Origin of the sequence: uncultured Porphyromonas sp. (genome assembly GCF_915070105.1) — a bacterium.
Classification (GTDB): Bacteria; Bacteroidota; Bacteroidia; order Bacteroidales; family Porphyromonadaceae; genus Porphyromonas.
This window is the reverse complement of the sequence record NZ_CAJZFJ010000013.1, coordinates 1-26,319: the sequence shown is the minus strand read 5'-3', so window position 1 is coordinate 26,319 and position 26,319 is coordinate 1. Positions and strand designations below refer to the sequence as shown.

The following is a 26,319-nucleotide window of genomic DNA, read 5'->3' as shown; positions in this document are numbered from 1 at the left end:
CTATGAGGTATGAGCGTGTCTGATGATGATACTACCCGCTAGGATGCGGTAGGGGTAGAGGGAGTCGTGGGGGCTACGGGTGCGGGAGGTGTCGTCTCGGCAGTAGGGGTAGCCTCAGAGGATGAGGGTGGGGGAGTGGTGCTAGGTGCAGTCTCTTCCTTGGGCGTCTCTTTCTTGGGAGGAGGGAAGCCGATCTCGTGGATCGCATGGGTAGGACATACCACCACGCACTTACGGCAGAGCCTGCATTTGGTGTGATCGATGTAGGAGAGGTTGTCGGCAATGGTAATGGCCTCGAACTTACACTCCTTGAAGCAGAGTGAACAGCCGATGCAGGCATTCCCACAGGCCTTCTTCGCTACACCTCCCTTGTCCTTATTGACGCAACTGACGAAGATCCTTCGGCCCTTGGGGCCTCGACGTCTTAGTTCTATGATGAACTTGGGACAAGCCTTGACGCAAGCACCGCAGGCGACGCACTTGTCCTCAATTATTACGGGAAGTCTGGTCTCGCTATCCATATACATAGCGTCGAATTCGCACGCATGTACACAGTCAGCCATACCGAGACATCCCCAGCTGCAGTCGGTGTCCCCCTTGTAGAGGGCTGAGGCAACGGCACAGCTGGATGCGCCGTCATAGACGTTGGTTCTAGGGCGAGCCTCGCAGGTACCATTACAGCGTACCACGGCGACGAGTGGATCTTTCTTTTCTGCGGCCATCCCGAGGATCGTTCCGACCTTCTCCATCACAGGTGAGCCTCCGACGGGGCAGAAGAGTCCGTCTAGTCCGCCCTCGCTCTTGGCACAAGCCGCTGCGAAAGCTGCACAGCCGGGGAAACCGCAGCCTCCACAATTGGCCTGGGGCAAGACCTCAGCGACCTCTGCTATACGTGGGTCTTCCTTGACCTCGAATTTCTTTGATACGATGTAGAGCAGTCCTGCTCCGAGTGCTCCGATGAGTGCGAGTACAGCTATCGTGATACCCATAGTATGATTAGCGTTGATATGTATCTGAGGGATTGAGGGGATGTACCTCTAGTGCTAGGGTGCGTCTGAGTCCATGAGAGCAGGCGTAGAGAGTCAGGTAATAGAGGCAGAGGGTGGCGAGGGCAAGGAGAATCGAGCTGGTCTCACTCCAGCACAAAATCTCCTGGCCTATACCTAGAGCTAAGAGCAGTAGGAGTAGGGGAGTAACGAAGGCTAGTAGGATAGCTCGCCGACCGATGCTATTCTTACCCTCAACGATGACTGCCTGGCCGACCTCATAGCGTTCAGCCTGGTGTGTCTGTATCGCCAGCAGGCGATCCTTGCAGTCGGCAGTAGTGCAGAAGTCCTTGGCGTGGCACCCAGTACAGGCGCTCAGCTGCTGGATCTTCACGATAAGCTCGCCGGGGTGCACTGCTGCCACGATCCCCATGCGCCGCTCTGACCCAGAGTTCTTTCCGTTCATAGTGGTGATACCTTGAATGGTGAGGAGCTGTAGTTATCAGCTCAGATCAGGGTACCCGCTCCGCAGGGGAGGGGAACCCCCATACAAATCACATCAACAAAAGTAGGTATTCTTTCAGAAAGATACAAGGATGTTTCTCCCCGTTTTTAGGTAGCGTCAGGTATTTTTACAGTGGAGGGTCTTTTTAACTGGTGGTTAAGGGGCTTTTGGGGGTGTGAGGGAGGTTGGGTGTGTTGCTTGAGGGGGATGGGCTCTACTTTGTACTTCTACTTATACATTATATAATAGGACTAGGGACAGCTAGGTGGAGGTATCCTCCGTCTCTAGCTGTCCCTAGTGGACTTGGTGAGGCTCACTGGGCGGAGCCAAGGCCTTTACTAGTCAAGGATTAGGGAGACGTTCTTGGCGATGAGCTGTCCCTTCTCGTTACGGTCAAGCTCTAGCTCTACGTGATCGCCTACGGAGAGGTTGTTGAAGACTACCCCGGAGAGGCTCTTGTAGTGGAAGAAGGCATTCTCTCCAAGCCCGACGTCGATGAAGCCGAAGCCTGCCTTGAGTGCATTGATATACCCCTCTGATATTTCAGGTAGAGGCTCGCTGGCACGCTTGATATGCTCATCTAGGTCTGGGAGCTGGATCTTGCCTACGACCTTGACCTCAGGTGTGGGAAGGGATTCCTGCACGGTCATGGTGAGCTCGGGCTGGGGCTCTTCGGCAAGCTTTACTTCTGCCTCGCCATCTTGATCAGTGGTATCGGCTTCTTTGAGCTCCGTAGGATTGGGGACAGGACGTGTGCGAGCCGTAGGTGCCTGATAGGGGCGACCCTTGGTGTCTCTTAGTCGGTCGTCAGCTCCACTCTTGGCTACAAATAGACCATTGATGATGGGGTCACTACGATAGGCACGGCTATCGATGAGTTCGTTCATCATCACGGGATAAGTCGCTTCCTCTAAAAGTTCAAACGAGGTATAGGTCGTCGTAGGTTCCTTCTTCTGCTCTCCCTCATGCTCCAGATCCCATCCCAGTACCATCACACGAGTACCAAGGGCGTGAAGCTTCTTGACGAGTGGAATATAGTCCCCATCGGCTGCAATGAGTACCACGACATCAAACTCCTGATGAAGTGCACGTTCGTAAGCCTCTAGAGCAAAGAGGACATCCACTCCCTTCTCCTTCTTCTTCCCCTTACCAGCACGAGATAGGGGCAGGTGGTGCTGTGTAACCCCTTCAGCGTTGAGTACATCATCGAAGAGTCGCTCGTAGAACAATACATCCCCTGCAGCCTTGGCAGCCTCACTAGCGGAAAGGCGACCACGGAAGTAGTGAGCGTCTACGATCTTACACAGCTCAGGCTGTGTGGACTCCATCTGTGCAATCTGATAACGTAGGAAGCGATGTAGCCCCCCCACACTTAGTCTACTCTTGCGTTCGTGATGCTGATAATAAAAGGTACTAACATGCCAAAAGTAATTGCCGTCGTAGAAGATACCTACACGGGTGAGTTGAGATTTTTTCTCTTTAGTCATAATGCAAAAATTAAATTGTTATCCATGGGAAGGCAAAGGACTTGCCCACGGCCTACAAAGATAGCTTTTTTGCCTAAAAGGCCGATGCTATCGGGCAAAATGCCCTTCTGAGGTACCGCCTTGTGGAGGATGGGAAAGCCCTATTCCTAACCCTTTGCTCCGTGTAAAGCTTCCCCTTTTTTTCCTTGGAAAACTCGCCCTCAGTTTTTCTTAAGCCCCTCCCTCTACTCCTCTTAAGACACACTTTAATGTACCCTTAGGCTTCTTCTCCTCTTTCGTGCCAAGACTACCCCTATTTGCGAGCAAGCCTTTCCTCTCTGCTCCATCAAAGGACAAAATAGGTGCCCCTATTACCTCTTTGGGGTTTCCCTCGATACCTCTCGGGAGGTTACGAGGGTACCTCTTGGTAGGTAGTGGGGGCACCTCGGAGCGGGTAGAGATAGAGCTCTCTAGGGCTTGTCTTCGCAGAGTTTATTGGGGAAGTGTAGGAGTGGGAAAGGAGGGGGATTTGGAAGTCTCAAAACATATTCTTTAATTTGTACTGAAGGAAGCCGAGGAGATCCTCAGGCACACGTACACGATTCATCCCGAATATAACAAGTCTGACAACATAATAGATAGCCTATAGGAGTAGCATTACATATCTATATAAAGTAAGGTCGAACCACCGTACAGAAGCCCCCAAGGGATCGCCCCAAATGGGATGGAGTATGGCGGTATAAAAGTAAGACGGAAATGAAAAGATATGAAGGCATGATAGATGATGAACTCGTTCATCTCTACGCTGCAGGTTGCAATGAGGCTTTTAATGAGTTGCTGATGCGGTATGATGCGTACGTGCATACCTATATCCGCTATTCCATCTCAGACGAAGACCAGGTAGAGGACGTCTTTCAAGAGGTCTTCATCAAGGTAATGCTCACTATTAGGCAAGGACGCTATACGGCGGAAGGTAAGTTTAAGAGCTGGTTAGGACGTGTAGCACACAACCTTGTGATCGATCACTTCCGCAGACAGAAGGCTCGTGGGACTTCCCAGCCTATCGAGAGCAATGATCCTGAGCAGCCCCTACAGACACTCCAGGTACCCTCATCAGACCTTAGTGCTGAGGAGGCAATCATCCTCAGGGAGCACCTCACCGACCTCAGTGAGGGTATCCGCAATCTCTCTCAAGAGCAACAGGAGGTCGTGCGCCTTCGCTACTGGGAGGATATGAGCTTCAAGGAGATCGCCGAGCAGACGGGGGTAAGTATCAATACCGCTCTAGGGCGGATGCGCTATGCTCTAGCACATCTGAAGCGACACATGCGCTCGTAGCCCGTCCCCCCTTATCCCCAATGACCCTACCCAAGCACTCACTGCTACTAGCTATGAGCCTCTGTGCCCCCTCTCTAGGGGTGGGCACAGAGGCTCATGCACAGAGGGAGGTCATCCAGCACCAGCCGTATGTAGATCTGCGTCGCTACTATCTAGGCTTTCGTATCGGGCTGCACACCTCCGACCTGCACATAGTGAGTAGGGGAAAGCCAACACCCGAGGGCACGACACTCTGGGGTGAGACTCCGAGCTACCAGCCCGGCTTTAGCGTGGGTGTCGTCGGAGGACTTGCCCTAGGATCGGGGCTGGAGCTGCGTCTCATGCCTACCCTACATCTAGGGGAGAGTGAGGTGGCTTATACGGATGGCCAGCGAGAGGTCGGGCGGTATGGTGTGAAGATGCATTCGGTGAGTCTACCCCTAGAGCTGAAGTGGGGAGCTGTGCGACTTGGCAATACCCGTCCCTACATCTCTGCGGGGATCTATGGGCAGACTATCCTCGGTGGTCGTCGGGGGGATGTGCTTCGCCTGCGTGCACTAGACTATGGAGCCTCGTTGGGCTTTGGCTGTGATCTCTACTTCCGCCTCTTCAAGCTCTCTCCCCAGCTTACCTTTAGCTATGGGCTGGGCAATGCACTGGATACCGATCGCAGGGACTTGGGGGAGGATCGCCGCATCTACTATACGCAGGCACTGGAGCGGGTGAAGACACGTATGATCCTGCTCTCCTTTAGCTTTGAGTAGGGGCGTGCTTAGAGTACGTACGATGTAAAAACGTATCTTTGTAGCGTTTTTTAGTATAGTATGCTGTAGGGAGGAGGGAAGAGAGGCTCTTGACCTTCCCCCGATACACCATTATAAGTAGCGACGATTTATGAGCCAAAAGTTCCCCGAATACGAGAGCTTACTGCTAGCAGGGATTAATCAGAAGGTCCTGCACCAATGGCAGGAAGAAGATCTCTTCGCCCGAAGCCTAGCATTGAGAGAGGGTGCTCCCTCCTTTGTCTTCTACGAAGGTCCACCCTCTGCTAATGGTATGCCGGGTATTCACCACGTCATGGCTCGCTCAATCAAGGATATCTTCTGTCGGTATAAGACGATGAAGGGCTATCGCGTAGACCGTAAGGCAGGCTGGGATACCCATGGCTTGCCCGTGGAGCTAGGCGTAGAGAAGGCCCTCGGGATCACCAAGGAAGATATCGGCAAGAGCATCAGTGTCGCTGACTACAATGCGGCTTGTCGCCGTGAGGTGATGAAGTACACCCAGGAATGGGAGGAACTGACACGTCTCATGGGCTACTGGGTGGACATGAAGCACCCCTACATCACCTACGACAATAGATATATAGAGAGTCTTTGGTATCTCCTTAGCGTCATCTACAAGAAGGGGCTACTCTACAAAGGCTACACCATACAACCCTACTCCCCAGCAGCTGGGACAGGACTCAGTACCCACGAACTGAATCAGCCTGGATGCTATCGGGACGTGAAGGATACGACCTGTATCGCACAGTTCCCCATCCTGGATCCTAAGGAAGAGATGAAGGGTCATGGGGCTGCCTATTTCCTCGCTTGGACGACAACCCCCTGGACACTTCCCTCCAACACCGCTCTCTGCGTCGGGCCTACGATCGAGTACGTAGCCGTACGCACCTTCAACCCCTATAGCGGTGACCCCATCACGGTAGTCCTAGCTCTGCCCCTGCTGCACACCCTCTTCGCTCAGGAACTTGAGGGGCAAGAGGCACTCCAGGCTTACCAAAAGGGTGATAAGAAACTCCCCTATCAGATTGTCGGACGCTGGCAGGGTAGCGAACTCGTGGGTATGCACTACGAGCAGCTACTTCCCTGGATGACCCCTAATGGGGATGCCTTCCGAGTGATCTCAGGTGACTTCGTTACCACGAGTGACGGTACGGGGATCGTACATATCGCTCCTACCTTCGGGGCTGATGACAACAAGGTAGCCAAGCAGAGCAACATCGGGGCACTCCTCGTCCGAGACAGAGACGGTAACGAGCGTCCGATGGTGGATATGCGTGGGCGACTTTACCGTATAGAGGATCTCGACCCTCAGTTTGTACAGTCCTCAGTGAACGTCGATGCCTACGGCGAGTTTGCAGGGCGATTTGTCAAGAATGCCTACGATGAGACCCTCGCCGAGAGCGATGAGAGCCTAGACGTCTCCATCGCACTACACCTCAAGGGTGAGGGGAAGGTCTTCCGCATAGAGAAGCACGTACACTCCTATCCCCACTGCTGGCGAACAGATAAGCCTGTCCTCTACTACCCCCTAGACAGCTGGTTCATACGTACCACAGCATGTAGGGAAGAGATGATGGAGCTCAATAATAAAATCAATTGGAAGCCCGAGAGCACAGGCTCTGGACGCTTTGGCAAGTGGCTGGAGAACCTCCAGGACTGGAACCTCTCCCGTAGTCGCTATTGGGGTACACCCCTACCTATATGGCGTACAGAGGATGGGCAGGAGGAGATCTGCATCAGCTCTGTCGAGGAGCTCTACAACGAGATAGAACGCTCCGTGCAGGCAGGCTTCATGGATAAGAACCCTTGGGCAGACTTTACTCCAGGTCTCTATACGCAGGAGAACTACGACAAGATCGACCTGCATCGTCCCTACGTGGATGAGTTCATCCTCGTCTCACCCTCGGGTAAGCCTATGCGCAGGGAGACAGACCTCATAGACGTATGGTTTGACTCAGGTGCTATGCCCTATGCCCAGCTACACTACCCCTTCGAGAATAAGGAACTGCTGGAGAGTGGCCGAGCCTTCCCTGCGGACTTTATCGCAGAGGGTGTAGACCAGACACGTGGGTGGTTCTTCACCCTACACGCCATCGCCACGATGGTCTCCCACCAGAGCTCCTACAAGGCTGTTATCTCTAACGGCCTCGTACTAGACAAGAATGGGAACAAGATGAGTAAGCGTCTCGGCAACGCCGTAGACCCCTTCTCTACAATCCAAGAATACGGCTCTGATCCTCTACGCTGGTACATGATCAGCAACTCCTCTCCATGGGATAACCTCAAGTTTGACCTAGAGGGAATAGACGAGGTGCGCCGTAAGTTCTTCGCCACACTCTACAATACTTATCAGTTCTTCGCTCTGTATGCCAACCTCGATGGTTTCACTGCAGAGGCAGCAGAAGTACCCCTCAGTGAGCGAGCAGAGATCGACCGCTGGATCCTCTCTGCTCTCAACAGCCTCATCCTAGAGGTAGACCGTGATCTCGAGGACTACGAGCCCACCAAGGCTGCTCGTGCTATCGGGGACTTCGTCTCCGAGCAGCTGAGCAACTGGTACGTACGTCTCTCTCGTCGCCGCTTCTGGGCAGGCGAGATGACGACCGACAAGCTCTCCGCCTACCAGACTCTCTATCGTTGCTTGGTCACCGTGGCGAAGCTCATGGCACCTATTGCACCCTTCTATGCAGATCAGCTCTATCGAGACCTCGTCAGCCGAGGGACGAATGCTACGGAGCACTCAGTGCACCTAGCAGACTTCCCCGTGGCAGACCGCTCTGCTATCAATGCTGAGCTAGAGCAGAGCATGAGCCTAGCACAGAGCATCTGCTCCATGGTGCTAGCCCTAAGACGTAAGGTGAATATCAAGGTGCGTCAGCCCCTACAACGCCTTATGATTCCCGTGACGAGTGCCGAGGAGCGTGCTGCGATCGAGCCCGTCATCCCATTGATCCTTAGCGAGGTCAATCTCAAGGAACTGAAGTTCGTATCGGACGGAGGTGAAGGGATCCTCGTCAAGCGTATTCGCCCCGACTTCAAGAAGCTAGGGCCACGCTATGGTAAGATCATGAAGCCCCTAGCAGAGGCACTCACTACCCTCGAGCAGGCTCAGATCCTAGAGCTGGAGCGAGCAGGTATGCTCTCCCTAAGCGTCGCAAACACAGAGGTCGTCCTCGAACGTGAGGATGTGGATATCTATTCGGAGGACATCCCTGGATGGCTCGTAGCCAATGAAGGGACACTGACCATCGCCCTAGATATTACAGTCACCGATGAGCTACGCCTAGAGGGTACTGCACGCGAACTCATCAACCGCATACAGAATCTGAGGAAGCAGAGTGGATTTGAGGTCAGTGACCGCATCCGAGTCCTCCTGCCCGAGGATGAGGAGCTAGCGAAGGTACTTGCTCTCTATGGCTCCTACATCGCCCGTGAGGTACAAGCTGTCAGCATCGACCAACGTACGGGCTTCACTCCGCTACTGGAGATGGATCTAGACGACAGACTTATCCCGATATATATCGAGCGAGAGAATATCTAAAACACGAGCTGGGTGAAGAGTCTCCTCTTTAGAGTCTCCTCGCCCAGCCCTTTACCCACTATACTATCCAATGAGTACAGAAAAGACCTCTTACACGGACGAGGAACTCCAGGAATTTAAGGAACTGATCCTACACAAGCTGGATCAGGCTATTAAGGACTACGAGCTACTGCGAGGCAGTGCGACGAACTCCTCGGAGAACGATGTGGCCGATACACTCCCTACCTTCAAGGCTGTCCACGAAGGCGCAGCATCGCTCTCTAAGGGCGAGGCAGGACGTATGGCTGAGCGTCTGCTGAAGTTCATTCACAACCTCCAGGCTGCCCTACGCCGTATAGAGAATAAGACCTATGGCATCTGCCGTGAGACGGGTAAGCTCATCCCTAAGGAACGCCTACGCGCTGTGCCTCATGCCACTCTGAGCATAGAGGCAAAGCTCAACGAGAAGAAATAAGCATGACCGAAGGCAAAGGCACCAGAAACAACTTAATTATCTGCCTCGCATTTATCTTCCTCCTCCTAGTCATCGACCAAGCAACGAAGATCTGGGTGAAGACGACGATGATCGAGGGAGAGATGCACGAGATCACCTCGTGGTTCAAGATCTACTTCGTGGAGAACGAGGGGATGGCGTATGGGATCACCATTGGGAGTAAGCTCCTACTGACTCTCTTCCGTATTCTAGCCATGAGCGCAGGACTCTACTTCCTCATTAGGATTATCCGTATGGGGCGGTTTAGCTTACCTTTTATCTTGTGCATCTCGCTCGTTGTAGCAGGAGGCTTCGGCAATATCATAGACTGTCTCTTCTATGGTGAGGTGTTCACCTCTAGTCATGGTTCGGTGGCACAATTCGTCACTTGGGGGCAGGGCTATGGGGACTTCCTACATGGCAAGGTCGTAGACATGCTCTACTTCCCGATCATACGGACTACCTATCCCAGCTGGAGTCCCATCCATGCAGGTGAACCCTTTGTCTTCTTTAGTCCGATCTTCAACTTTGCCGACTCCTGCATCACCGTAGGCGTACTCATCTTGCTTCTGTTCTACCGCAAGACCTGCACCACAGCTCTAGAGCTCCTTCAGCGCAAGGGGAAGACCCCCTCTACTCCACCAGAGGTATAGCCATGCTACCCGCCCGACGTCTTATATGCTCACGTCTCACGGCTTACCTAGCCCTAGTGATCCTCTCCCTCGGTGGGATGCAGGGCTGTCGCTCCCGTGGGTGGAATCGGGTGGATCTGCAGACAATGCAGCGTATCATGGGGGAGATGGCGATGGCGGAGGCTTCGTTTTCCGAACGAGGGTTCTCGGATAGCCTTCGGATCATAGGCTATCAGACCCTATTAGCACGCTATGACATCACGCTCCAGGACTGGGATAGCTCGCTCGTCTGGTACAGCACCCACGAGCTAGAGAACTATACAAAGATCTATGAGTACGCTTCGGCTGATCTAACCAATAGGCAGACCCTACTCAAGCGTCGTATAGACAGTCTAGACAACATCCAGGATAGGCTCCGACGCTGGTATGCAGGAGACCTAGACTCGGTGAACCTACTACGAGACAGTATCTCCTACTACCCTGCGGGGAGCTATGTAGAGCGAACCTTCGAGTACACGCCCAATGTGGACTATGGAGGAGGGACACGCATCACCTTTGCTGTACGAGTTCATGGTCAGGGGGCAAAGGGGAGCAAACCTCTTAACCTCAGTCTGCATATTGCACTCACGGACTCTACCCAGCTATCTAAGCTTCTTACTCTCTCCCGCTCAGGGCTACATGAGCTAACTATAGAGCTCCCCGAGGGCAAATCTATGCGTACGGCCTATGGTAGCCTTAGAGGCTTTGCTCCGATAGCCAAGGGGCAGCTACTTGCAGTCGATAGCTTTAGCTTTGCTCGTTATAAGTCCCTCTCTCCCGAGGCTCCTGCAGAGGAGGAAGTCCTATCTGTAGGGGAGGAGGAGAATGCTCCTGAGCCACTATGATCCCCAATCGACTTACACCTAGAGGAGGGGAACGAGAGACTCCCTCGCCCTTCTATGCTAGTCATAACCTTCGTCTCGGAGGCTATAGAGCTCGCTGGATAGCTGTTCGGCTTACTCCTGCAGGTACTCTTGAGCTTCGCCCCTTCACAGAGGAGACGGAGCGAACGATATTCATTAACGGAACTATTACATTAGTCGCTCCAACCCTCCCTCTAGAGCAAGGGTGTGAGGAGTTTATTGACTTCCCCACCTTGATAGGTCTCACTGAGAAGCATGGCTCGTGGAGGCTACTCCTCCCTCATGAGACCAAGGCTGGGGCATAGGGCTAACATAAATAAACTATATCATATGTCTGAACGAAAAGTCCGAGTACGCTTTGCCCCTAGTCCCACTGGGGCACTCCATATAGGAGGTGTACGCACCGCTCTCTACAACTATCTATTCGCCAAGGCACACGGTGGAGAGCTCCTCCTACGCATCGAGGATACGGATAGTCAGCGCTTCGTCCCTGGTACTGAAGCTTATATTATCGAAGCCCTCGAGTGGCTAGGGATACGCTTTGACGAAGGTGTAAGCTATGGTGGAGATCTCGGCCCTTATCGCCAGAGTGAACGTCGAGACATCTATCGAATCTATGTCAAGGAACTGCTAGACAAGGGGAAGGCCTATATTGCCTTCGATACACCCGAGGAGCTAGAGGAGAAGCGTCGGAGTATCCCGAATTTCCAGTATGATGCTTCCACGCGTGGAGCTATGCGCAATTCTCTGAGCCTGCCAAGGGAAGAAGTGGATCGCCTGCTCGACTCTGGCGTACAGCATGTCGTGCGCTTTCTCGTAGAGCCTAATGTAGAGGTAGAGGTGGATGATATGATCCGTGGACGTGTGACCTTCAATAGCTCTGTCCTCGATGACAAGGTGCTCTACAAGAGTGCCGATGACCTACCTACCTACCACTTAGCCAATATCGTAGATGACCATCTCATGCAGATCACACACGTGATACGTGGTGAGGAGTGGCTCCCTAGCTCTCCACTGCATGTCCTGCTCTATCGTGCCTTTGGCTGGGAGGATACCATGCCTCGCTTTGCTCACCTAGCTCTCCTACTCAAGCCCGAGGGTAATGGTAAGCTCAGCAAGCGTGATGGTGATCGGCTTGGCTTCCCAGTCTTCCCCCTTCGCTGGGTTGATCCGAAGACAGGGGAGGTTTCCTCTGGGTACAGGGAGAGTGGCTACCTCCCCGAGGCTGTAGTGAACTTCGTGGCACTACTTGGATGGAATCCAGGCAATGACCATAGTGAAGTCATGAGCCTAGAGGAACTCGTCCGCTACTTTGACATAGAGAAGTGCAGTAAGGCTGGAGCGAAGTTTGACTACGAGAAGGGAAAGTGGTTCAATCACCACTACATCCAGCAGTCCTCTGATGAGCGACTAGCCTTGCTCCTACGTCCTCACTTCGAGGAGGCGCACTATCCCTTTGATCTCGATTTCGTCGTCCGCTGTGTCGCACTTGTCAAGGAGCGAGCACAGACTCTTCCCGAGCTATTTGACCAGCTTAGCTATTTCTTCGCTGCCCCTACAGCGTATGATGAGAAGACGGTAGCTAAGAGATGGAAGGCTGAGAGTGCATCGCAGATGCGGGAGCTAATGGAGCTACTTACATCACTTGCCGAGGATCTGCCAGCTGAGGATACAGAGCAGCGAGTCAAGGCCTGGATCGAGGAGCGTGGTTACGGGCTGGGAGCAGTAATGAACTGCTTCCGTCTCGCACTAGTCGGTGCAGCTAAGGGCCCTCATCTCTTTGATATCACGGCACTCCTAGGGCGCGAGGAGACGCTTCGTCGTCTTGCTCGTATCATTGAGGCCCTTGGATAAGCCTGCATGTGCTATCGATGAATCCACTCTATAGCTTTGCTGGCATTCTTGCCTCTGCGGCACTCCATCTAGCTTCCACTTTCAATCCGAAGGCTCGACTGATCGTCGAGGGACGGCGTGCTACGCCTGAGCGTCTAGGCAAGCTAGATCCTCAGCGTCCCGTGGCATGGTTTCATGCCTCTTCGCTAGGTGAGTTTGAGCAGGGGCGTCCGTTGATCGAGGCGCTACGTCGTACACATCCCGAGTATCAGATCCTCCTCTCCTTCTTTAGTCCCTCTGGCTACACCGTGCGGCATGACTATGCTGGGGCAGATGTGGTCGTCTACCTTCCCTCAGATCGTCAGCCTTCGGTAGATCGCTTCCTTGAGCTGGCTCATCCTTCACTGGTGGTCATCGTCAAGTATGACTTCTGGCCAACTATGCTCTATGCACTGGCCAAGCGTGGGATTCCTACCTACTTAGTCTCGGCGATCTTCCGTAGGGAGCAGTTATTCTTCCGCCCATGGGGGGGATGGTATCTGCGTCTTCTCAGACTCTTCAAGCATCTCTTCGTTCAGGATGAGTCCTCTAGGAGTCTCTTGGCAGAGCATGGTATCAAGGCTGTGAGTGTGACGGGGGATACACGCTTCGATCGTGTGATCGAGATTGCAGAGGAGGCAAAGGATATCCCGGAGGCTGCTTGCCTAGAGGGGCGAGTCCTCGTTGCGGGAAGTTCGTGGCCAGAGGATGAGGAGCTACTTATCCCATACTTCAACGAAGCTCCCTCTGACTTTAAACTCATCATTGCCCCTCATGAGATTCATGAGGAGCACCTACGTGCCATTGAGGCCAAGCTCAAGCGTCGCTTTGCTCGCTATACTGAGGTCAAAGCAGGTCGTGTGACTAGCCCCTACGACTGTCTGATCATAGACTGCTTCGGTCTGCTCTCCTCGATCTATCGATACGGGCGATATGCTTATGTCGGTGGGGGCTTTGGGAAGAGTGTCCATAATACTCTAGAGGCTGCAGTCTATGGGATACCCGTCTTCTTCGGCCCCGAGATACATAAGCATCGGGAGGTAAGAGAGCTCTGTGCTCAGGAGGTCGGCTTTGTCCTGCATTCGCAGGAGGAACTGGCCGAGTTCATTGTACGCTTTGATTGTGAAGAGGAAACCAAGGCTCTAGCAGCCCGCTCCGAAGCCTACTTTGCTACACAGCGAGGGGCGACGAAGACAATACTCGGTGCTCTCTTTCCTGAGGGATAGACCTCCCGAGATATAAGAGACTATGAAAAGGAAGGCGACACACTCCTAGATATGGAGTGTGTCGCCTTCCTTTTTGCCCTTGATGGGGGCATCTTCAGTCGATCTCACTAGAGATCTTCGTAGATGTGTACCCAGCCGTGGGTGTCGGGATAGTCGCCGTACTGGATAGCACGTAGACGTTCATAGAGCTTGATCGATAGTGGACCGGGCTTACCATCCTTGCTGATGATATAGCTCTTCTTGAGGTCTAGGTCATCGACACGCTCGATCGGGCTAATTACAGCGGCTGTGCCACAGGCTCCTGCTTCCTCGAAGGTCTCTAGCTCCTCGACGTGTACGGGACGACGCTCCACACGTAGACCGAGGTCTTCGGCTAGCTGCATGAGACTCTTGTTGGTGATAGAGGGTAGGATAGAGGTGCTCTCTGGGGTAATATACGTATTGTCTCGTATACCGAAGAAGTTGGCTGGCCCGCACTCGTCGATGTAGAGCTTCTCCTTGGCATCGAGGTAGATCACAGCGGAGTAGCCCATAGAGTGAGCTATCTCACCAGAGCGTAGGCTGGCAGCATAGTTACCCCCGACCTTGTAGGTACCAGTACCTAGGGGTGCTGCTCGGTCATAGCCTCGCATGATCGCCATTGGAGTGGGGCGGAAGCCTTCCTTGAAGTAGGCACCCACTGGGGTGACGAACATGAGGAACATATACTCGTTAGAGGGCTTGACCCCGACCTGCTTCCCTAGACCGATCATGAGGGGACGGATGTAGAGCGAAGCACCACTCTCATAGGGAGGGATGAACCGCTTGTTTAGTCGAAGCATCATGTCGATAGCCTCTAGGAAACGCTCTGTCGGTAGCTCAGGCATGAGGATCCCTCGGCTAGTCTGCTGCATACGCTGGGCGTTCTCCTCGGGGCGGAAGACACGTACCTTGCCATCCTTCCCACGGAAGGCCTTGAGTCCCTCGAAGGACTCCTGCCCATAGTGTAGGCAGGTGGCTGCCATAGGGATGGTGATCATGTCGGATGAGGAGATCTCCCATTCGCCCCATTGGCCATTGCGCCAGTAGCAGCGTACGTTGTAGTCGGTAGGGATGTAGCCGAAGCCGAGACTCTTCCAGTCTAGGAGCTCTTCTTGTGGTTCCATACTATACGTTAGTTTCTTAAATTGGTGTGTATATAAATCTTAGTGCCCCGTATGCTGACGGATGATCTCTCCGCCACGCTCCAGAGCCTGCATGTTCATAGGGATGAGCTTGTGGTGACGCTCGGGCAGAGACTTCTCTAGTCCCTTGCGGATGCTATCGAGGGGGAGCATCGGATGTACCGATAGAGTTGCCCCGAGGATGAGCATGTTGAAGACCTTGGCATTACCCATGTTGTTCGCTTCGTCTGTCGCTGGGACTTCGTAGATCTTGATATCCTCACGTTCGGGGATGTGGGTCACACCATTGGTGTCGTAGATGAGGATACCACCGGGCTTGACACGAGGGGTAAACTTATCGACTGAGGGTTGGTTGAGGGCGATGACGACGTCATACTCGTTGACGAGAGGAGAGCTGACGGCCTCGTCACTGATGATCACGGTGACGTTGGCAGTCCCACCTCGTTGCTCAGGGCCATAAGAGGGCATCCAGCTGACGTTCTTATCTTCCATGAGCCCAGAGTAGGCGAGGATCTTACCCATCGAGAGGACGCCCTGCCCCCCGAAGCCGGCTATTACTAGTTCGCAGGTCATAGTAGTAGGTGTATTAGAGTGGGAGTTAGACGTTCTTCAGGTCACCTAGTGGATACTCTGCGAACATGTGCTCTGCCATCCACTTGTTGGCCTCATCGGGAGACATCTTCCACCCCGTATTACAGGTGGAGACGATCTCTACGACGGAGGTGCCTCGGCGATCCATAGCGTTCTGGAAGGCCTTGCGAAGCGCTTTCTTAGCCTTCATTACTGCACCTGCTGTATGTACAGACTGACGGGTGACGTAGCAGGTGCCGTCTAGTAGAGCGAGTAGGGACGAGATCTTCAGTGGATATCCGTTGAGCTCGGTGTTACGTCCCTGAGGGGAGGTAGCGGTCTTCATCCCGATGAGGGTCGTGGGGGCCATCTGTCCTCCGGTCATACCATAGATACCATTGTTGATGAAGACGATCACGATATTCTCACCTCTATTGCAGGCATGGATCGTCTCTGCTGTACCGATAGCGGCGAGGTCACCATCACCCTGATAGGTGAAGACCATCTTGTCGGGGTTGAGTCGCTTGACTGCCGAGGCGAGGGCTGGAGCACGTCCGTGTGCAGCCTCCTGCCAGTCTACGTCGATGAACTTGTAGGCGAAGACGGCGCAGCCCACAGGAGCGATGCCGATCGTCGATTCCTCCATTCCCATCTCTGCTATCGTCTCAGCGACTAGCTTATGCACGACCCCGTGGCTACAGCCTGGGCAGTAGTGCATCATCGTATCATTCATTAGGGAGGGCTTGGCATAGACCAAGTTCTCGGGCTTGATATGATCTTTTATATTAGATGTTGGTGCCATAGTGTATAGTGGGGCTATCCCTTCTTAGTAAAGACCAGTTGCTTCAGATAGTAGAGTACACGCACGACGATGGCTGCTAGGCCTAGGCTCTGGAAGAGTCTCGGGTTGGTATCTCTACAGGCGAAGAAGGCCACAATCGATCCTATCGCTAGGATGAAGAACCATACCTGTAGGGCTAGGTCTATGCGGTCTTGCTTGCGACGGCTACTGGGTCTATTCATATCACTTTTCGATGAGTAGTTTCTTTAGGTTCTCAAGGATTTCACTTGGAGAGAAGAGCATCCCACCCATACGGCCGTAGTGCTCTACTGGTATCTGACCATTGACGGCTAGGCGTACATCCTCTACCATCTGCCCTGCATTAAGCTCTGCCACGAGGAAGCCCTTAGTGTGGCTACAGTGCTTTTGGATAGCAGCCTTGGGGAAAGGCCAGAGGGTGATCGGGCGGAGAAGTCCTACACGGAGTCCCTCAGCACGAGCCTGCTCTACGGCCTTCTGACAGATACGGGCAGAGGAGCCGAAGGCCACTAGGATATAGTCTGCGTCCTCGGTCTGGATCTCTTCGAAGCGTACCTCATTCTCTTCGATGAGCTTGTACTTGGCTTGGAAGCGCTCGTTGTTGTGCTCCATGATGGAGGACTCGAGCTCCAGAGAGGTGATGATATTGGGCTTGCGTCCGCCCTTACGCCCTAGGGTAGCCCAGGGGCACTCGGCACGGACCTCATCCTCGGTGCGTCGTGGAGTAAACTCAGGGAGACGTACCTTCTCCATCATCTGCCCGATGATCCCATCGGCTAGGATGATAGCAGGGTTGCGATACTTAAAGGCGAGCTCGAAGCCCAGTGGGACGAAGTCCGCCATCTCCTGCACGGAGTTGGGGGCGAGGGTGATGAGGCGGTAGTCACCATGTCCTCCACCCTTGACGGTCTGGAAGTAGTCAGCCTGGCTAGGCTGGATGGTGCCTAGACCTGGTCCTCCGCGCATTACGTTGACGAGTAGACAGGGGAGCTCTGCTCCTGCGATGTAGCTGATCCCCTCCTGCTTGAGGCTCATACCTGGGGAGGAGGATGAGGTCATGACACGCTTGCCGCAGCCAGCGCCTGCATAGACCATGTTGATAGCAGCTACTTCGCTCTCTGCTTGTAGGACGACCATCCCCGTGGTATCCCAGGGATGCTCCTCGGTGAGGGTCTCTAGGACCTCAGACTGTGGGGTGATCGGGTAGCCAAAGTAGCCATCGACTCCTGCTCGGATAGCAGCATGGGCGATCGCTTCATTGCCCTTCATGAGTTTGATTTCTTCTGCCATAGTGGATGCTGTTGTGTGTCAGTGATGTACTTAGGGGTTCGTTCACTCTTTCCACTTGTAGACGCTGATGCACCCATCGGGGCATACGAGCCCACAGCTGGTACAGCCGATACAGTCGTTGTCGTTCTTCAGTCGTGCGTAGTGGTAGCCTTTGTTGTTCACATCCATGGGATGGAGCTCAATGACGTCGGTTGGACAGGCCACAACACACAGATCACAACCTTTACAGCGCTCTGTGTCTACGACGATTGTTCCTCTTGTTTTAGCCATCGTTCCAATGTGTTGTAAATCGTTTGTGTCGTGTCTTTCCCTCTGGCTAGGTTATGCTCTTTCAGGGGAGGGGGTGTGTTACTCACCCTGTGTACCCAACTAGGGGGATTGACACCTCAAATATACCAAATAATTGCTATTGCGCATATTCTCTGTACTTAGTGTCTCTCCTCATCTGGTCGATATGCCAGCCTTTGCACTTCCATTTAGCTTTTCCTTTCTCTAGGTAGGTTCCTGCCATACAGCTTCTTGGGGGTGGACTGTAGCCTTGTTCAGCTAAGGTTTTTCCTACCCTATGTAGGTGTGGGAAGGTCATCTATCTGTTAGGGCTGACGCATGATCTCTCTCGCACACTCCAGCCTTTGGATCTTCGGGGATATCATTTCATATTCCAGAGAGCCCCCATACCTAGAGCTCCTACGTATTATCCCCAAGAAACAGATATACAAGCGAGACCTACAGAGGATATACTTAGAGCGAGGTAGTGTACACGCGTGTATACAGTAGTGTACACGTGGGTATACAGTTGTGTACACATGTGTATACTCACCCCTCCTAGGTAGTAGGTATTCGCTTGGCATATCTATACTAGGACATAGATATTTCTATCTTCGGTGTATGCTCCTTGACGACACTGCTCTCGCACTGGGAGAATTTTATGCGTCGACCCTAACCTTCTGTCACTAGGCTCTTGCTTTCTCAAAATAAATCGCTAATTTTGCACCGCATTTCATCTGCTCTTTATTGGGTAGAGCCCGTTTGGGTAAGAGTGCTTACTTAGGTCGAATCGCTAGCTCAGTTGGCAGAGCACATCCCTTTTAAGGATGGGGTCCTGGGTTCGAACCCCAGGCGATTCACCGAAAGCGGTTACCGTGAGGTAACCGCTTTTCTTTTATGCTGATGGCTGGTCTCTATGGATCGAGACCACAAGCATGGATCATAAGAGAAATGCCGACCCCGACTACAGAGGTAGTCAGGGTGGGCATTCTGCTCTTTGGGTGGGGGGAGCGCTTTGTGGTAAAGCTGTTGGGATAGGCTTGACTAGCTCCCTTTATGAATGTAACCTACGGGAAGTATATTATGCCCTAGGGGAGTGTCCTAGCTTTCGATAGCAGAGGATACCTTGTAGACGTAGCGATAGATCTCGTCTCGTATCTGAGCGAAGGAGGGGTGCTCGATAGCTCTATTCGATAGTAGGTGAAGGTCTACCCAAGGCAAGCCCTCGCCATAGGGTGGCTGTAGGTAGTCGAAGGGTAGAGGATGAAGCCCCATACGTGCATAGAAGGCTAGCCTTCGCTCTGCCATCGGGCTATAGCCAGCAGGCTCGCATTCGAGTACGACTGGATACTCATCATCGTACTTGTAGCTGAGCATCTCGATGACCTTAGCTCCCAGTCCTTGTCCTCGATAGGCGGGATCGATGACGAGGTATTCAAAGTAATGTGCCGAGGGAAGTTCCCATCCGACAGCAAAGCCGATAGGAGTCTCATCCAGACGGATAAGCCAAGCGATATGCTCCCACTGGCTCATGCCGAAGAGCTGTCCCCAAGGACGACGCTCCTCGATAGGGAAGGACTCTTCGTAGATGAGCCTTAGGTGCGCAGGGGGCTCATTGCCCCAGGTCAGTGCAGCTAGCTCTAGCTGTGCCATAGTGTATCAAGAATATCTACGTGGGTAACGCAGGAGGATAGCAAGCAGTGCCATCCCGCCCATGATAAAGGTGTAGTAAAGATAGGGAATGATCTCGATCGGGGAAAGTCCCGTAAGGCTCGCTGCTAGCAGGAGCTGAGCACCGTAGGGGATGATGCCCTGAATGAAGCAGGAGAAGGTATCCAGGATGCTCGCCGACTTGCGTGGGTCGAGCTGATACTTGTCGGTGATCTCTCGGGCTACCTTGCCCGTGGTGAGGATAGCTATAGTGTTGTTGGCCGTACAGAGGTTAGCCAGCGAGACGAGGGCTGCTATGGCGAGCTCCGCACCACGCTTGCCACTGATATGACGGGTGAGCTTCTCTAGTAGGTAGTCTATCCCACCATTATAGCGTATGAGCTCCAGCATCCCTCCCGCTAGTAGCGTGACGGTGATGAGCTCCCCCATTCCTCCGATCCCTTCGCCTAGAGCCTTCGTCCAGTCCCACACCGTGACATCTTCCAAGGCAAAGACGAGTAGACCACTCGATACGATCCCGATAATCAGGACGAGTAGGACATTCAGCCCGCCTACTGCTGCCAGTAGGACGAGGCAGTAGGGGATCATCAGCCAGGCAGGCTGCGTCATCTCTCTAGGCGTAGCAGGTAGATCAAACCCTCGTACGAGGTAGATCCCGAGTGCAATAAGAGCAGCAGGGAAGACAATGCTGAAGTTTACCTTAAACTTGTCCCGCATCCCACACCCCTGCGTGCGAGTAGCAGCGATCGTCGTATCAGAGATGAAGGAGAGGTTGTCTCCGAAGAAGGCTCCACTAGCCACGATAGCGACCACATAGGCATCTGACACACCGAGGCTCTCAGCTATCCCTAGTGCTATGGAGGCTAGAGCGACAAGTGTCCCGACACTCGTCCCGATGGAGAGGGAGATGAAGCAGGAGGCTATGAAGAGCCCAGGTAGGAGCATAGAGGCTGGTAGGACACTCAGGATCACATCCACCGTAGCTGTGACAGCACCGACACTCTTAGCTCCTCCTGCGAAGGCACCAGCGAGGATGAAGATCCAGATCATCATCAGGATATTGGTATCGGCTGCTCCTCGGGAGAACTGCTGGATACGTTCCATCAGCCCGAGACCTCGGGTGATCGCCACAGCGTAGCCCGAGGCCACGAGGAAGGCCACAGCAATAGGCATCTTGTAGAAGTCCCCCGAGACGATCGAGGCGACGAGATATACCAGGAGGAAGACGACTAGTGGGGTCAGTCCAAACCAACTAGGACGACGGGTAGGGGTAGCGGTCTGCTGCATATACGTGCTAATACTCAAGTAAGAATGAAGGAGGTGGTCGATACGGGAGGGCATCACTGCCTAGCCCAAGAGCCCTCTGCTCCTATATGGAGCTAGGAGCGTGAATGAGTGAGTCGCAAAGGTACGTAAACTAAACTAAAACGCCCCAAGGCTCAGTGCTGAGCCTTGGGGCGTTTGCCGTATATGGAGTGGAGCCTTAGGCCTTCTTGCCTTGGTTAGCTACAGCCTCCATGAGCTTCTTGATCTCCTCTGGATCACCGAGGAAGTAGTCCTTGACGAGGTTGAGGTTATCATCGAACTCGAAGACATAGGGTACTGCCGTGGGGAGGTTCAGCTCAATGATACCTTCGTCAGAGATGCCCTTGAGTACCTTGATGATACCACGTAGACTATTACCGTGAGCAGCTACTAGGACATCATCGTGCTCCATGAGCGAGGGGAAGATCTCACCCTCCCAGTAGGGGAGTGTACGAGCGACCGTATGGCAGAGAGCCTCAGTCAGAGGTAGGTAAGCAGGGACGACACCTGCATAGCGAGGGTCAGCCTGTGGAGCACGAGCGTCCGTAGCCTCTAGTGGAGTGGGAGGGACATCGTAGCTACGACGCCAGATCTTCACCTGAGCATCGCCATACTTCTCTGCCGTCTCAGCCTTGTTCAGCCCCTGAAGCATACCGTAGTGCTTCTCGTTGAGGCGCCAGCTCTTGGAGACAGGGATCCAGTCGAGATCCATGACGTCGAGGATCTGATTGAGGGTCTTGATGGCACGCTTGAGGTAAGAGGTATAGGCCTTGGTGAAGTGGAAGCCGTTCTCCTTGAGGAGCGCACCAGCCTTCTTTGCTTCTTCTACACCCTTCTCTGAGAGGTCTACGTTGGTCCAGCCAGTGAAGCGGTTTTCCTTGTTCCATACGCTCTCACCATGGCGTATGAGTACGATTCTCTTCATAATTATTCTTGTATTACGTTGATTAAGTTACATCAATACTGGGGCAAAGATAGTCAATTACGCTTGTTGGGCATTGAGCTCTCTGAGAAGTTGGCGGACGGGTTCACGCCAGTCCTCACCATTCTTAGGGCAGTAGGTGTGGATGCCGAACTCTGCTGCCATCGCTACGTTTGCAGGCCCATCATCGAGGAAGAGGGTCTCTTCGGGCTTCATCTCTCCTTCGCTAATCATGCGCTCGAAGATCCGGCGGTCAGGCTTCACTAGCCCCATCTCGCAGGAGGCGAACTTCTTCACGCAGAAGGAGGAGAGAGGGCGCCCCGAGGGGAGGAACCGATCACTCTCACAGAAGTCCATCACGTAGGGGTTCGTATTGGAGAGGATGAAGATGCGGTAGTCCTTCAGCTCCTCATCGATGAAGTCAAACTTATAGGTATCGACAGAGCGCAGGAAGCCGAAGTAGGCGTGGGCGATCTCGTCATAGGTGAGCTCCCGTCCAGCGGAGGCACTGAGGGCAGCTCTGAACTCAGGCTCGGTCATCCGACCATCCTCCACCTGGAGAAAGTAGCCACTCTGTAGGTAGGGGTCGAGCATCTTCTCGACGTCCGGCACACCAAGTGCATCGAAGCGGCGAAGTGCCTCCTCCCGATCAAGGGTAAAGAGCACTCCACCGAGGTCTAGTACGATGTTTCTTATCATCTAAATAGGGGAATATGAGTAATCTTACGTCGCTGACTACTTGGGCTGCATCGTGATCAGAGGGATGAGCATCTCCTCCATCGAGATCCCTCCGTGCTGGAAGGTATCCTTGTAATACTGCACGTAGTAGTTGTAGTTATTGGGGTAGGCAAAGAAGTCGTCGTTGTAGCTGAAGACATACTTATCGGAGAGGTTCACCTGGGGGAGCCCGATCTTCGCTGGGACACTGACCTCATAGACCTCCTTGGGATTGTAGGATAGGGACTTGCCGACCTTGTAGCGGAGGTTAGTATTGGTATTCTTATCTCCGATGATCTTCACTGGGGTATTGACCCGTATGGTGCCGTGGTCGGTAGTGAGCACGACTCGATAGCCCATCTCGGAGATGTGCTTGAAGAGGTTGTAGGTCGTCGAGTGACGGAACCAACTCTTGGTCAGCGAGCGGTAGGCCGCCTCTGTATTCGCTAGCTCGCGGATCATCTTGCTCTCAGTACGTGCATGAGAGAGCATATCGACGAAGTTCAGCACGATGACGTTCAGGGGGAACTGCTTCAGACCATTGAGCCCCGAGAGGAGACGCTCCCCGAAGCGTGCTTCGTAGACCTTGTTGTAGGAGAAGGGGTAGTTCTTGCGATAGCGCTGTAGGAGGGTCTGGATCATAGGCTCTTCGTTGAGGTTCTTCCCCTCCTCGCTCTCCTCATCCACCCATAGGTCGGGGAACATCTTCGCTATATCTAGTGGCATCAGCCCTGAGAAGATGGCATTACGAGCGTACTGCGTGGCTGTGGGGAGGATCGAGAGGTAGAGATCCTCCTCGAAGGTGTAGAATTCGCTGAGCATCCCCTTGACGGTCTCCCACTGATCGTAGCGGAAGTTATCGATGAGGATGAAGAATACCTTCTCCCCTGCATCCAGTAGAGGGAAGACCTTGGTCTTGAAGAGGTCGGGGCTCATCACGGGGCGGGTAGCAGGCTCACGTATCCAGCCCTCGTAGTTCTTGGCGATGAAGCGACAGAAGAGTCTTCCAGCCTCTGCCTTCTGCATATCTAGGAGCTCACGCATCTGTGCGTCCCCATGCTCTAGCTCTATCTCCCAGTGCACGAGGCGCCGATAGAGCTCCTTCCATTCCTCTAGGCTGAGGCGGTCGCTCATCTGTGCGCTTAGCTGTGCGAACTCCTGACGGTAGTTCATCGTCGTGGCTTCGCTGATGATACTACTCTGGTGGAGGTTCTTCTTCAGCGAGAGGAGTAGCTGATTGGGGTTCACAGGCTTGATCAGATAGTCTGCGATCTTACCTCCAATCGCTTGGTTCATAAGCTCCTCCTCCTCACTCTTGGTGACCATGACAATGGGGACGAAGGGACGTAGCTCCTTGATGCGCTGTAGTGTGTCGAGTCCCGTCAGTCCAGGCATGTGCTCATCGAGGAAGATTAGGTCAAAGCTCTGATTCTGTACGGCGTCAATGGCATCATTGCCACTGAGGACGGGGGTTACTTCGTAGCCCTTGTCTTGTAGGAAGAGGATGTGGGGCTTGAGCAGGTCGATCTCATCGTCTGCCCATAGGATTTGATATACCTTATTTGTACTCATTCTGCGTCGAAAGGGAAAAACATTTAGTGTTATAACGAAGCAATTGCCCCACTAAGATACATGATTCGCAGGAATAGTCCCTACGAAATGTCTCATTGCTCCCTAGGCTCTTGCTATGTCGTCAGCAATAGCAGTAGACGTATCGCTTGTCTAGGGTGAAGCTTTATACTAGCTTTACGCTGGAGTTTAACTAACATACAATGATAGACACAATGGATAACACGGTAAAGAGTATGGAGCTAAGGGCAGCAGACCGGCCCACCGTAAAGCAGAAAATGGGGGACATCCTCCTAGATATATCATGGCGTAGCCTAGCTCGTAGATACTTCGGTAGGTCTTCCTCGTGGATCTACCACAAGATGGAAGGTATATACGGAGGGCACAACGCTGGCTTCACAGAGCAGGAGCTGGCAGAGCTCAAGGGGGCACTCTACGACCTGTCCGATAGAATAAGGCGTAGTGCAGATGCTCTATCAGAGGGGTAGAGTTCTTAGTCTAAATAAAGAACCATCTAAGCTGATATAGGCCACACCAGCGAATCAATCTCGCTAGTGTGGCCTATATCGGCTTAGGTAGCCTTGCGGAAGTAGTAGACATACTTGAGGGCTCAACCCTTGCGAGTGAACATGGGTATATCGGGATGGTGCAGCGAATGAATGCAGGCAACGACATGGGTCGTTAAGGTTAGTCGAGCGACACGAAGGAACGGAACCGGACACTAATCACAACCTGCGAGGTGAATGAAGATACGGCTCTGTGTGTAGAGGAAGTTGCTAATCACCACATACTCTGTTGGGTGTGTTTGTCCATGTATCTTAATAGAGATTTATAGCTCCTCCTTGGGGCTTAGGGTTGAGGATGAAGTCTCTAGAGGTCGAGGACAAAGTGGTCGAGGTGTCTACACAGAGTATAGTAGCATCTGTGTCCTAGGTGTAAACTTACCAAGAGTATACCTACTACCTAGGAGGGTAAGGTATACACGTGTGTACACAACAGTATACCTGCGTGTATACAACTGTGTACACGCGTGTACACAACCTCGCTCTAGGTATGTCCCCGATAGGGCTCTCGTATGCCGATCTTCCTCGGTTAACGCTAGGAACTCCAGAGATACATCTAAGACACCCTTGGATATAAAATAGGCCAGAAAGGGAGTCAAAGAGTGGAGAATCCTAAAAGAGATTGTGCATTAGCTCTAGGGATGGGGCTACTTTTTCTTCTCAGTTAGGATGTCTGTAACTTAGCTTGCATAATCTGGAGACCTCTAGTACTGGTATCTGGATACAAAAGATGAGGTTCGACGTCCCCACTTGGGATGTTTTTACGGTGGAGTAATCTATGTTTATGATTAGCACTCCAAAGTAGTCCTATAGAGCTAAGCAAAACATTGATAAACCGACTGGATCGAGAAGAGCAATTAAGAAGAAAATACTTGGTCTTGACTCCAGAATTGGGGCTATAGGGTGGTGTCTAATCATCCTGAATGAAAATAGGAGGGCAGAGTAGCCTAGGGATAGATAGTAATATCGTCCCCCTTTCCTCTGATGGTGCCAAGAAGTTCACAAGAGGTGAGGCTATCTGCATGAATAGGATACGTGCAATGGCTCGCAGTATCCGCAAGGGTATTGAATCAACACTAGCTATGACTAGGAGCCTGAAGAAGGACCATTATGAGCATAGGTCATCCCCAATGAAGCTCTTTAGGTCTTTAGGCTACCCCCTGCTAAACTTTTAAAAGCTACGAGCTTGAACTGTTACAGCTAAGTGATGCTGAGCCTAACCGAACTAGGCAGAGTGCTATCCCATGTCAATCAGAAGTGAGCCTACAAGCACAGAAAGGTAAGTGAGGAAGTCGAGGCAAAAAGGTAGAGTGAGAGGCTATCTGGCTCAGCTCAAGGGGGCATTGCAGATCCTAAAAGGAAGGAATAGAACATAAATCAGCACTACGAAGAAGAACTAAAGTCTGATCAACAAACCGTATCTGAGGGTGTTTATTATACCTACCACATCAGGGGGTAGGACTATCCTCCAGAGCGTTACGTCAAGATATATGACCACATCATGGCGATGCAGAGGATCTTGTACCCCGAGCTCCTTGTGACGTGCTAATTGGAAAGAAACAAGATCATATTAACTTCTATCAAGGGGCTCTGAAGTCATGCGAACTCTGACTCTCCTTTTGTGAGCTTGAGAAAATGGAGTAGGTTATACAAGTAGAACAGAATAACAAGGGTGCTGTCGAAGAGCTTGTTGAGATGACTATCCAGCTCTTTTTTAGAGTTATCCTCTAAGGCTCTTCGATCCCAACCCTCCTTAAT

The 26,319-nt window shown here is 52.8% G+C and carries 24 protein-coding genes and 1 tRNA gene; 11 read left to right on the top strand and 14 right to left on the bottom strand.

What is annotated here, in order from left to right; translation table 11 throughout:
* Nucleotides 1-38: 38 nt before the first annotated feature.
* The 3 genes from QZ554_RS02435 to QZ554_RS02425 all read right to left on the bottom strand — a co-directional run bounded on the left by QZ554_RS02435 (nt 39) and on the right by QZ554_RS02425 (nt 2,978).
* Nucleotides 39-989 (bottom strand): Fe-S cluster domain-containing protein, encoded by a 951-nt coding sequence (locus tag QZ554_RS02435; protein ID WP_297194071.1) that lies wholly within the window; start codon nt 987-989, stop codon nt 39-41.
* Nucleotides 990-996: 7 nt separating this feature from the next.
* A complete protein-coding gene (locus QZ554_RS02430) occupies nt 997-1,452 on the bottom strand; it encodes a SoxR reducing system RseC family protein (protein WP_297194069.1) in 456 nt (151 codons plus the stop codon).
* 377 nt (nt 1,453-1,829) lie between these two features.
* Nucleotides 1,830-2,978, bottom strand: a complete 1,149-nt coding sequence (locus QZ554_RS02425) for an NYN domain-containing protein (RefSeq protein ID WP_297194068.1) — start codon at nt 2,976-2,978, stop codon at nt 1,830-1,832.
* A gap of 735 nt (nt 2,979-3,713) precedes the next feature.
* On the opposite strand from QZ554_RS02425, the gene QZ554_RS02420 reads away from it, so the two are divergent.
* From QZ554_RS02420 to QZ554_RS02380, 9 genes are all read left to right on the top strand, one after another.
* Nucleotides 3,714-4,295, top strand: a complete 582-nt coding sequence (locus QZ554_RS02420) for a sigma-70 family RNA polymerase sigma factor (protein WP_297194067.1) — start codon at nt 3,714-3,716, stop codon at nt 4,293-4,295.
* A gap of 20 nt (nt 4,296-4,315) precedes the next feature.
* Entirely contained in the window at nt 4,316-5,038 is a 723-nt protein-coding gene (locus tag QZ554_RS02415) for a porin family protein (protein ID WP_297194065.1), read from the top strand.
* A 130-nt stretch (nt 5,039-5,168) separates the two neighbouring features.
* A complete protein-coding gene (gene ileS / locus QZ554_RS02410) occupies nt 5,169-8,600 on the top strand; it encodes an isoleucine--tRNA ligase (protein WP_297194063.1) in 3,432 nt (1,143 codons plus the stop codon).
* A gap of 70 nt (nt 8,601-8,670) precedes the next feature.
* Nucleotides 8,671-9,054: a TraR/DksA C4-type zinc finger protein gene (locus tag QZ554_RS02405; protein WP_297194061.1), complete on the top strand. Its 384-nt coding sequence runs from the start codon at nt 8,671-8,673 to the stop codon at nt 9,052-9,054.
* 2 nt (nt 9,055-9,056) lie between these two features.
* Nucleotides 9,057-9,725, top strand: coding sequence for a lipoprotein signal peptidase (locus QZ554_RS02400; protein WP_297194059.1), 669 nt, complete (start codon nt 9,057-9,059; stop codon nt 9,723-9,725).
* A 2-nt stretch (nt 9,726-9,727) separates the two neighbouring features.
* Nucleotides 9,728-10,588: a DUF4296 domain-containing protein gene (locus QZ554_RS02395; protein ID WP_297194057.1), complete on the top strand. Its 861-nt coding sequence runs from the start codon at nt 9,728-9,730 to the stop codon at nt 10,586-10,588.
* Nucleotides 10,585-10,911: a hypothetical protein gene (locus QZ554_RS02390; RefSeq protein ID WP_297194055.1), complete on the top strand. Its 327-nt coding sequence runs from the start codon at nt 10,585-10,587 to the stop codon at nt 10,909-10,911. The genes QZ554_RS02395 and QZ554_RS02390 overlap by 4 nt, the downstream gene beginning before the upstream one ends.
* A gap of 25 nt (nt 10,912-10,936) precedes the next feature.
* Nucleotides 10,937-12,460 carry a glutamate--tRNA ligase gene (gene gltX, locus QZ554_RS02385; protein ID WP_297194052.1) on the top strand — a complete coding sequence of 508 codons (1,524 nt, stop codon included), beginning with the start codon at nt 10,937-10,939 and terminating at the stop codon, nt 12,458-12,460.
* 17 nt (nt 12,461-12,477) lie between these two features.
* Entirely contained in the window at nt 12,478-13,704 is a 1,227-nt protein-coding gene (locus tag QZ554_RS02380) for a glycosyltransferase N-terminal domain-containing protein (protein ID WP_297194050.1), read from the top strand.
* 107 nt (nt 13,705-13,811) lie between these two features.
* Here the strand turns inward: QZ554_RS02380 and QZ554_RS02375 are convergent, their stop codons facing one another.
* Genes QZ554_RS02375 through QZ554_RS02350 form a run of 6 tightly spaced genes read right to left on the bottom strand, consistent with a single transcriptional unit; the run spans nt 13,812 to nt 17,817 of the window.
* On the bottom strand, nt 13,812-14,849 hold the full coding sequence (locus tag QZ554_RS02375) for a branched-chain amino acid aminotransferase (protein ID WP_297194048.1): 1,038 nt from the start codon (nt 14,847-14,849) through the stop codon (nt 13,812-13,814).
* A gap of 39 nt (nt 14,850-14,888) precedes the next feature.
* Complete coding sequence (locus QZ554_RS02370; RefSeq protein ID WP_297194046.1) at nt 14,889-15,440, bottom strand: 2-oxoacid:acceptor oxidoreductase family protein; 552 nt, start codon at nt 15,438-15,440, stop codon at nt 14,889-14,891.
* Between the two features lie 25 nt (nt 15,441-15,465).
* Nucleotides 15,466-16,239, bottom strand: a complete 774-nt coding sequence (locus tag QZ554_RS02365; RefSeq protein WP_297194044.1) for a thiamine pyrophosphate-dependent enzyme — start codon at nt 16,237-16,239, stop codon at nt 15,466-15,468.
* A 14-nt stretch (nt 16,240-16,253) separates the two neighbouring features.
* Nucleotides 16,254-16,460 carry a hypothetical protein gene (locus QZ554_RS02360; protein WP_297194042.1) on the bottom strand — a complete coding sequence of 69 codons (207 nt, stop codon included), beginning with the start codon at nt 16,458-16,460 and terminating at the stop codon, nt 16,254-16,256.
* Nucleotide 16,461: 1 nt separating this feature from the next.
* Complete coding sequence (locus QZ554_RS02355; RefSeq protein ID WP_297194040.1) at nt 16,462-17,547, bottom strand: 3-methyl-2-oxobutanoate dehydrogenase subunit VorB; 1,086 nt, start codon at nt 17,545-17,547, stop codon at nt 16,462-16,464.
* Between the two features lie 42 nt (nt 17,548-17,589).
* Nucleotides 17,590-17,817, bottom strand: coding sequence for a 4Fe-4S binding protein (locus tag QZ554_RS02350; protein WP_297194038.1), 228 nt, complete (start codon nt 17,815-17,817; stop codon nt 17,590-17,592).
* A 784-nt stretch (nt 17,818-18,601) separates the two neighbouring features.
* Here QZ554_RS02350 and QZ554_RS02345 point away from each other — a divergent pair.
* Nucleotides 18,602-18,674, top strand: a tRNA-Lys gene (locus QZ554_RS02345).
* Nucleotides 18,675-18,915: 241 nt separating this feature from the next.
* Here QZ554_RS02345 and QZ554_RS02340 read toward each other — a convergent pair.
* The 5 genes from QZ554_RS02340 to QZ554_RS02320 all read right to left on the bottom strand — a co-directional run bounded on the left by QZ554_RS02340 (nt 18,916) and on the right by QZ554_RS02320 (nt 24,001).
* Complete coding sequence (locus QZ554_RS02340) at nt 18,916-19,467, bottom strand: GNAT family N-acetyltransferase (RefSeq protein WP_297194037.1); 552 nt, start codon at nt 19,465-19,467, stop codon at nt 18,916-18,918.
* 6 nt (nt 19,468-19,473) lie between these two features.
* Entirely contained in the window at nt 19,474-20,772 is a 1,299-nt protein-coding gene (locus tag QZ554_RS02335) for a Na+/H+ antiporter NhaC family protein (protein WP_297194035.1), read from the bottom strand.
* Nucleotides 20,773-20,968: 196 nt separating this feature from the next.
* The gene (gpmA, locus tag QZ554_RS02330) at nt 20,969-21,715 is read right to left on the bottom strand and encodes a 2,3-diphosphoglycerate-dependent phosphoglycerate mutase (RefSeq protein WP_297194033.1); all 747 of its coding nucleotides are present in this window, start codon (nt 21,713-21,715) and stop codon (nt 20,969-20,971) included.
* Between the two features lie 57 nt (nt 21,716-21,772).
* Nucleotides 21,773-22,411 (bottom strand): HAD family phosphatase, encoded by a 639-nt coding sequence (locus tag QZ554_RS02325; protein WP_297194031.1) that lies wholly within the window; start codon nt 22,409-22,411, stop codon nt 21,773-21,775.
* A 36-nt stretch (nt 22,412-22,447) separates the two neighbouring features.
* On the bottom strand, nt 22,448-24,001 hold the full coding sequence (locus QZ554_RS02320) for a bifunctional response regulator/alkaline phosphatase family protein (RefSeq protein WP_297194029.1): 1,554 nt from the start codon (nt 23,999-24,001) through the stop codon (nt 22,448-22,450).
* A 212-nt stretch (nt 24,002-24,213) separates the two neighbouring features.
* Here QZ554_RS02320 and QZ554_RS02315 point away from each other — a divergent pair, with 212 nt between their 5' ends.
* Nucleotides 24,214-24,486 carry a DUF5053 domain-containing protein gene (locus QZ554_RS02315; protein WP_297194027.1) on the top strand — a complete coding sequence of 91 codons (273 nt, stop codon included), beginning with the start codon at nt 24,214-24,216 and terminating at the stop codon, nt 24,484-24,486.
* The last annotated feature ends 1,833 nt before the right edge of the window (nt 24,487-26,319 follow it).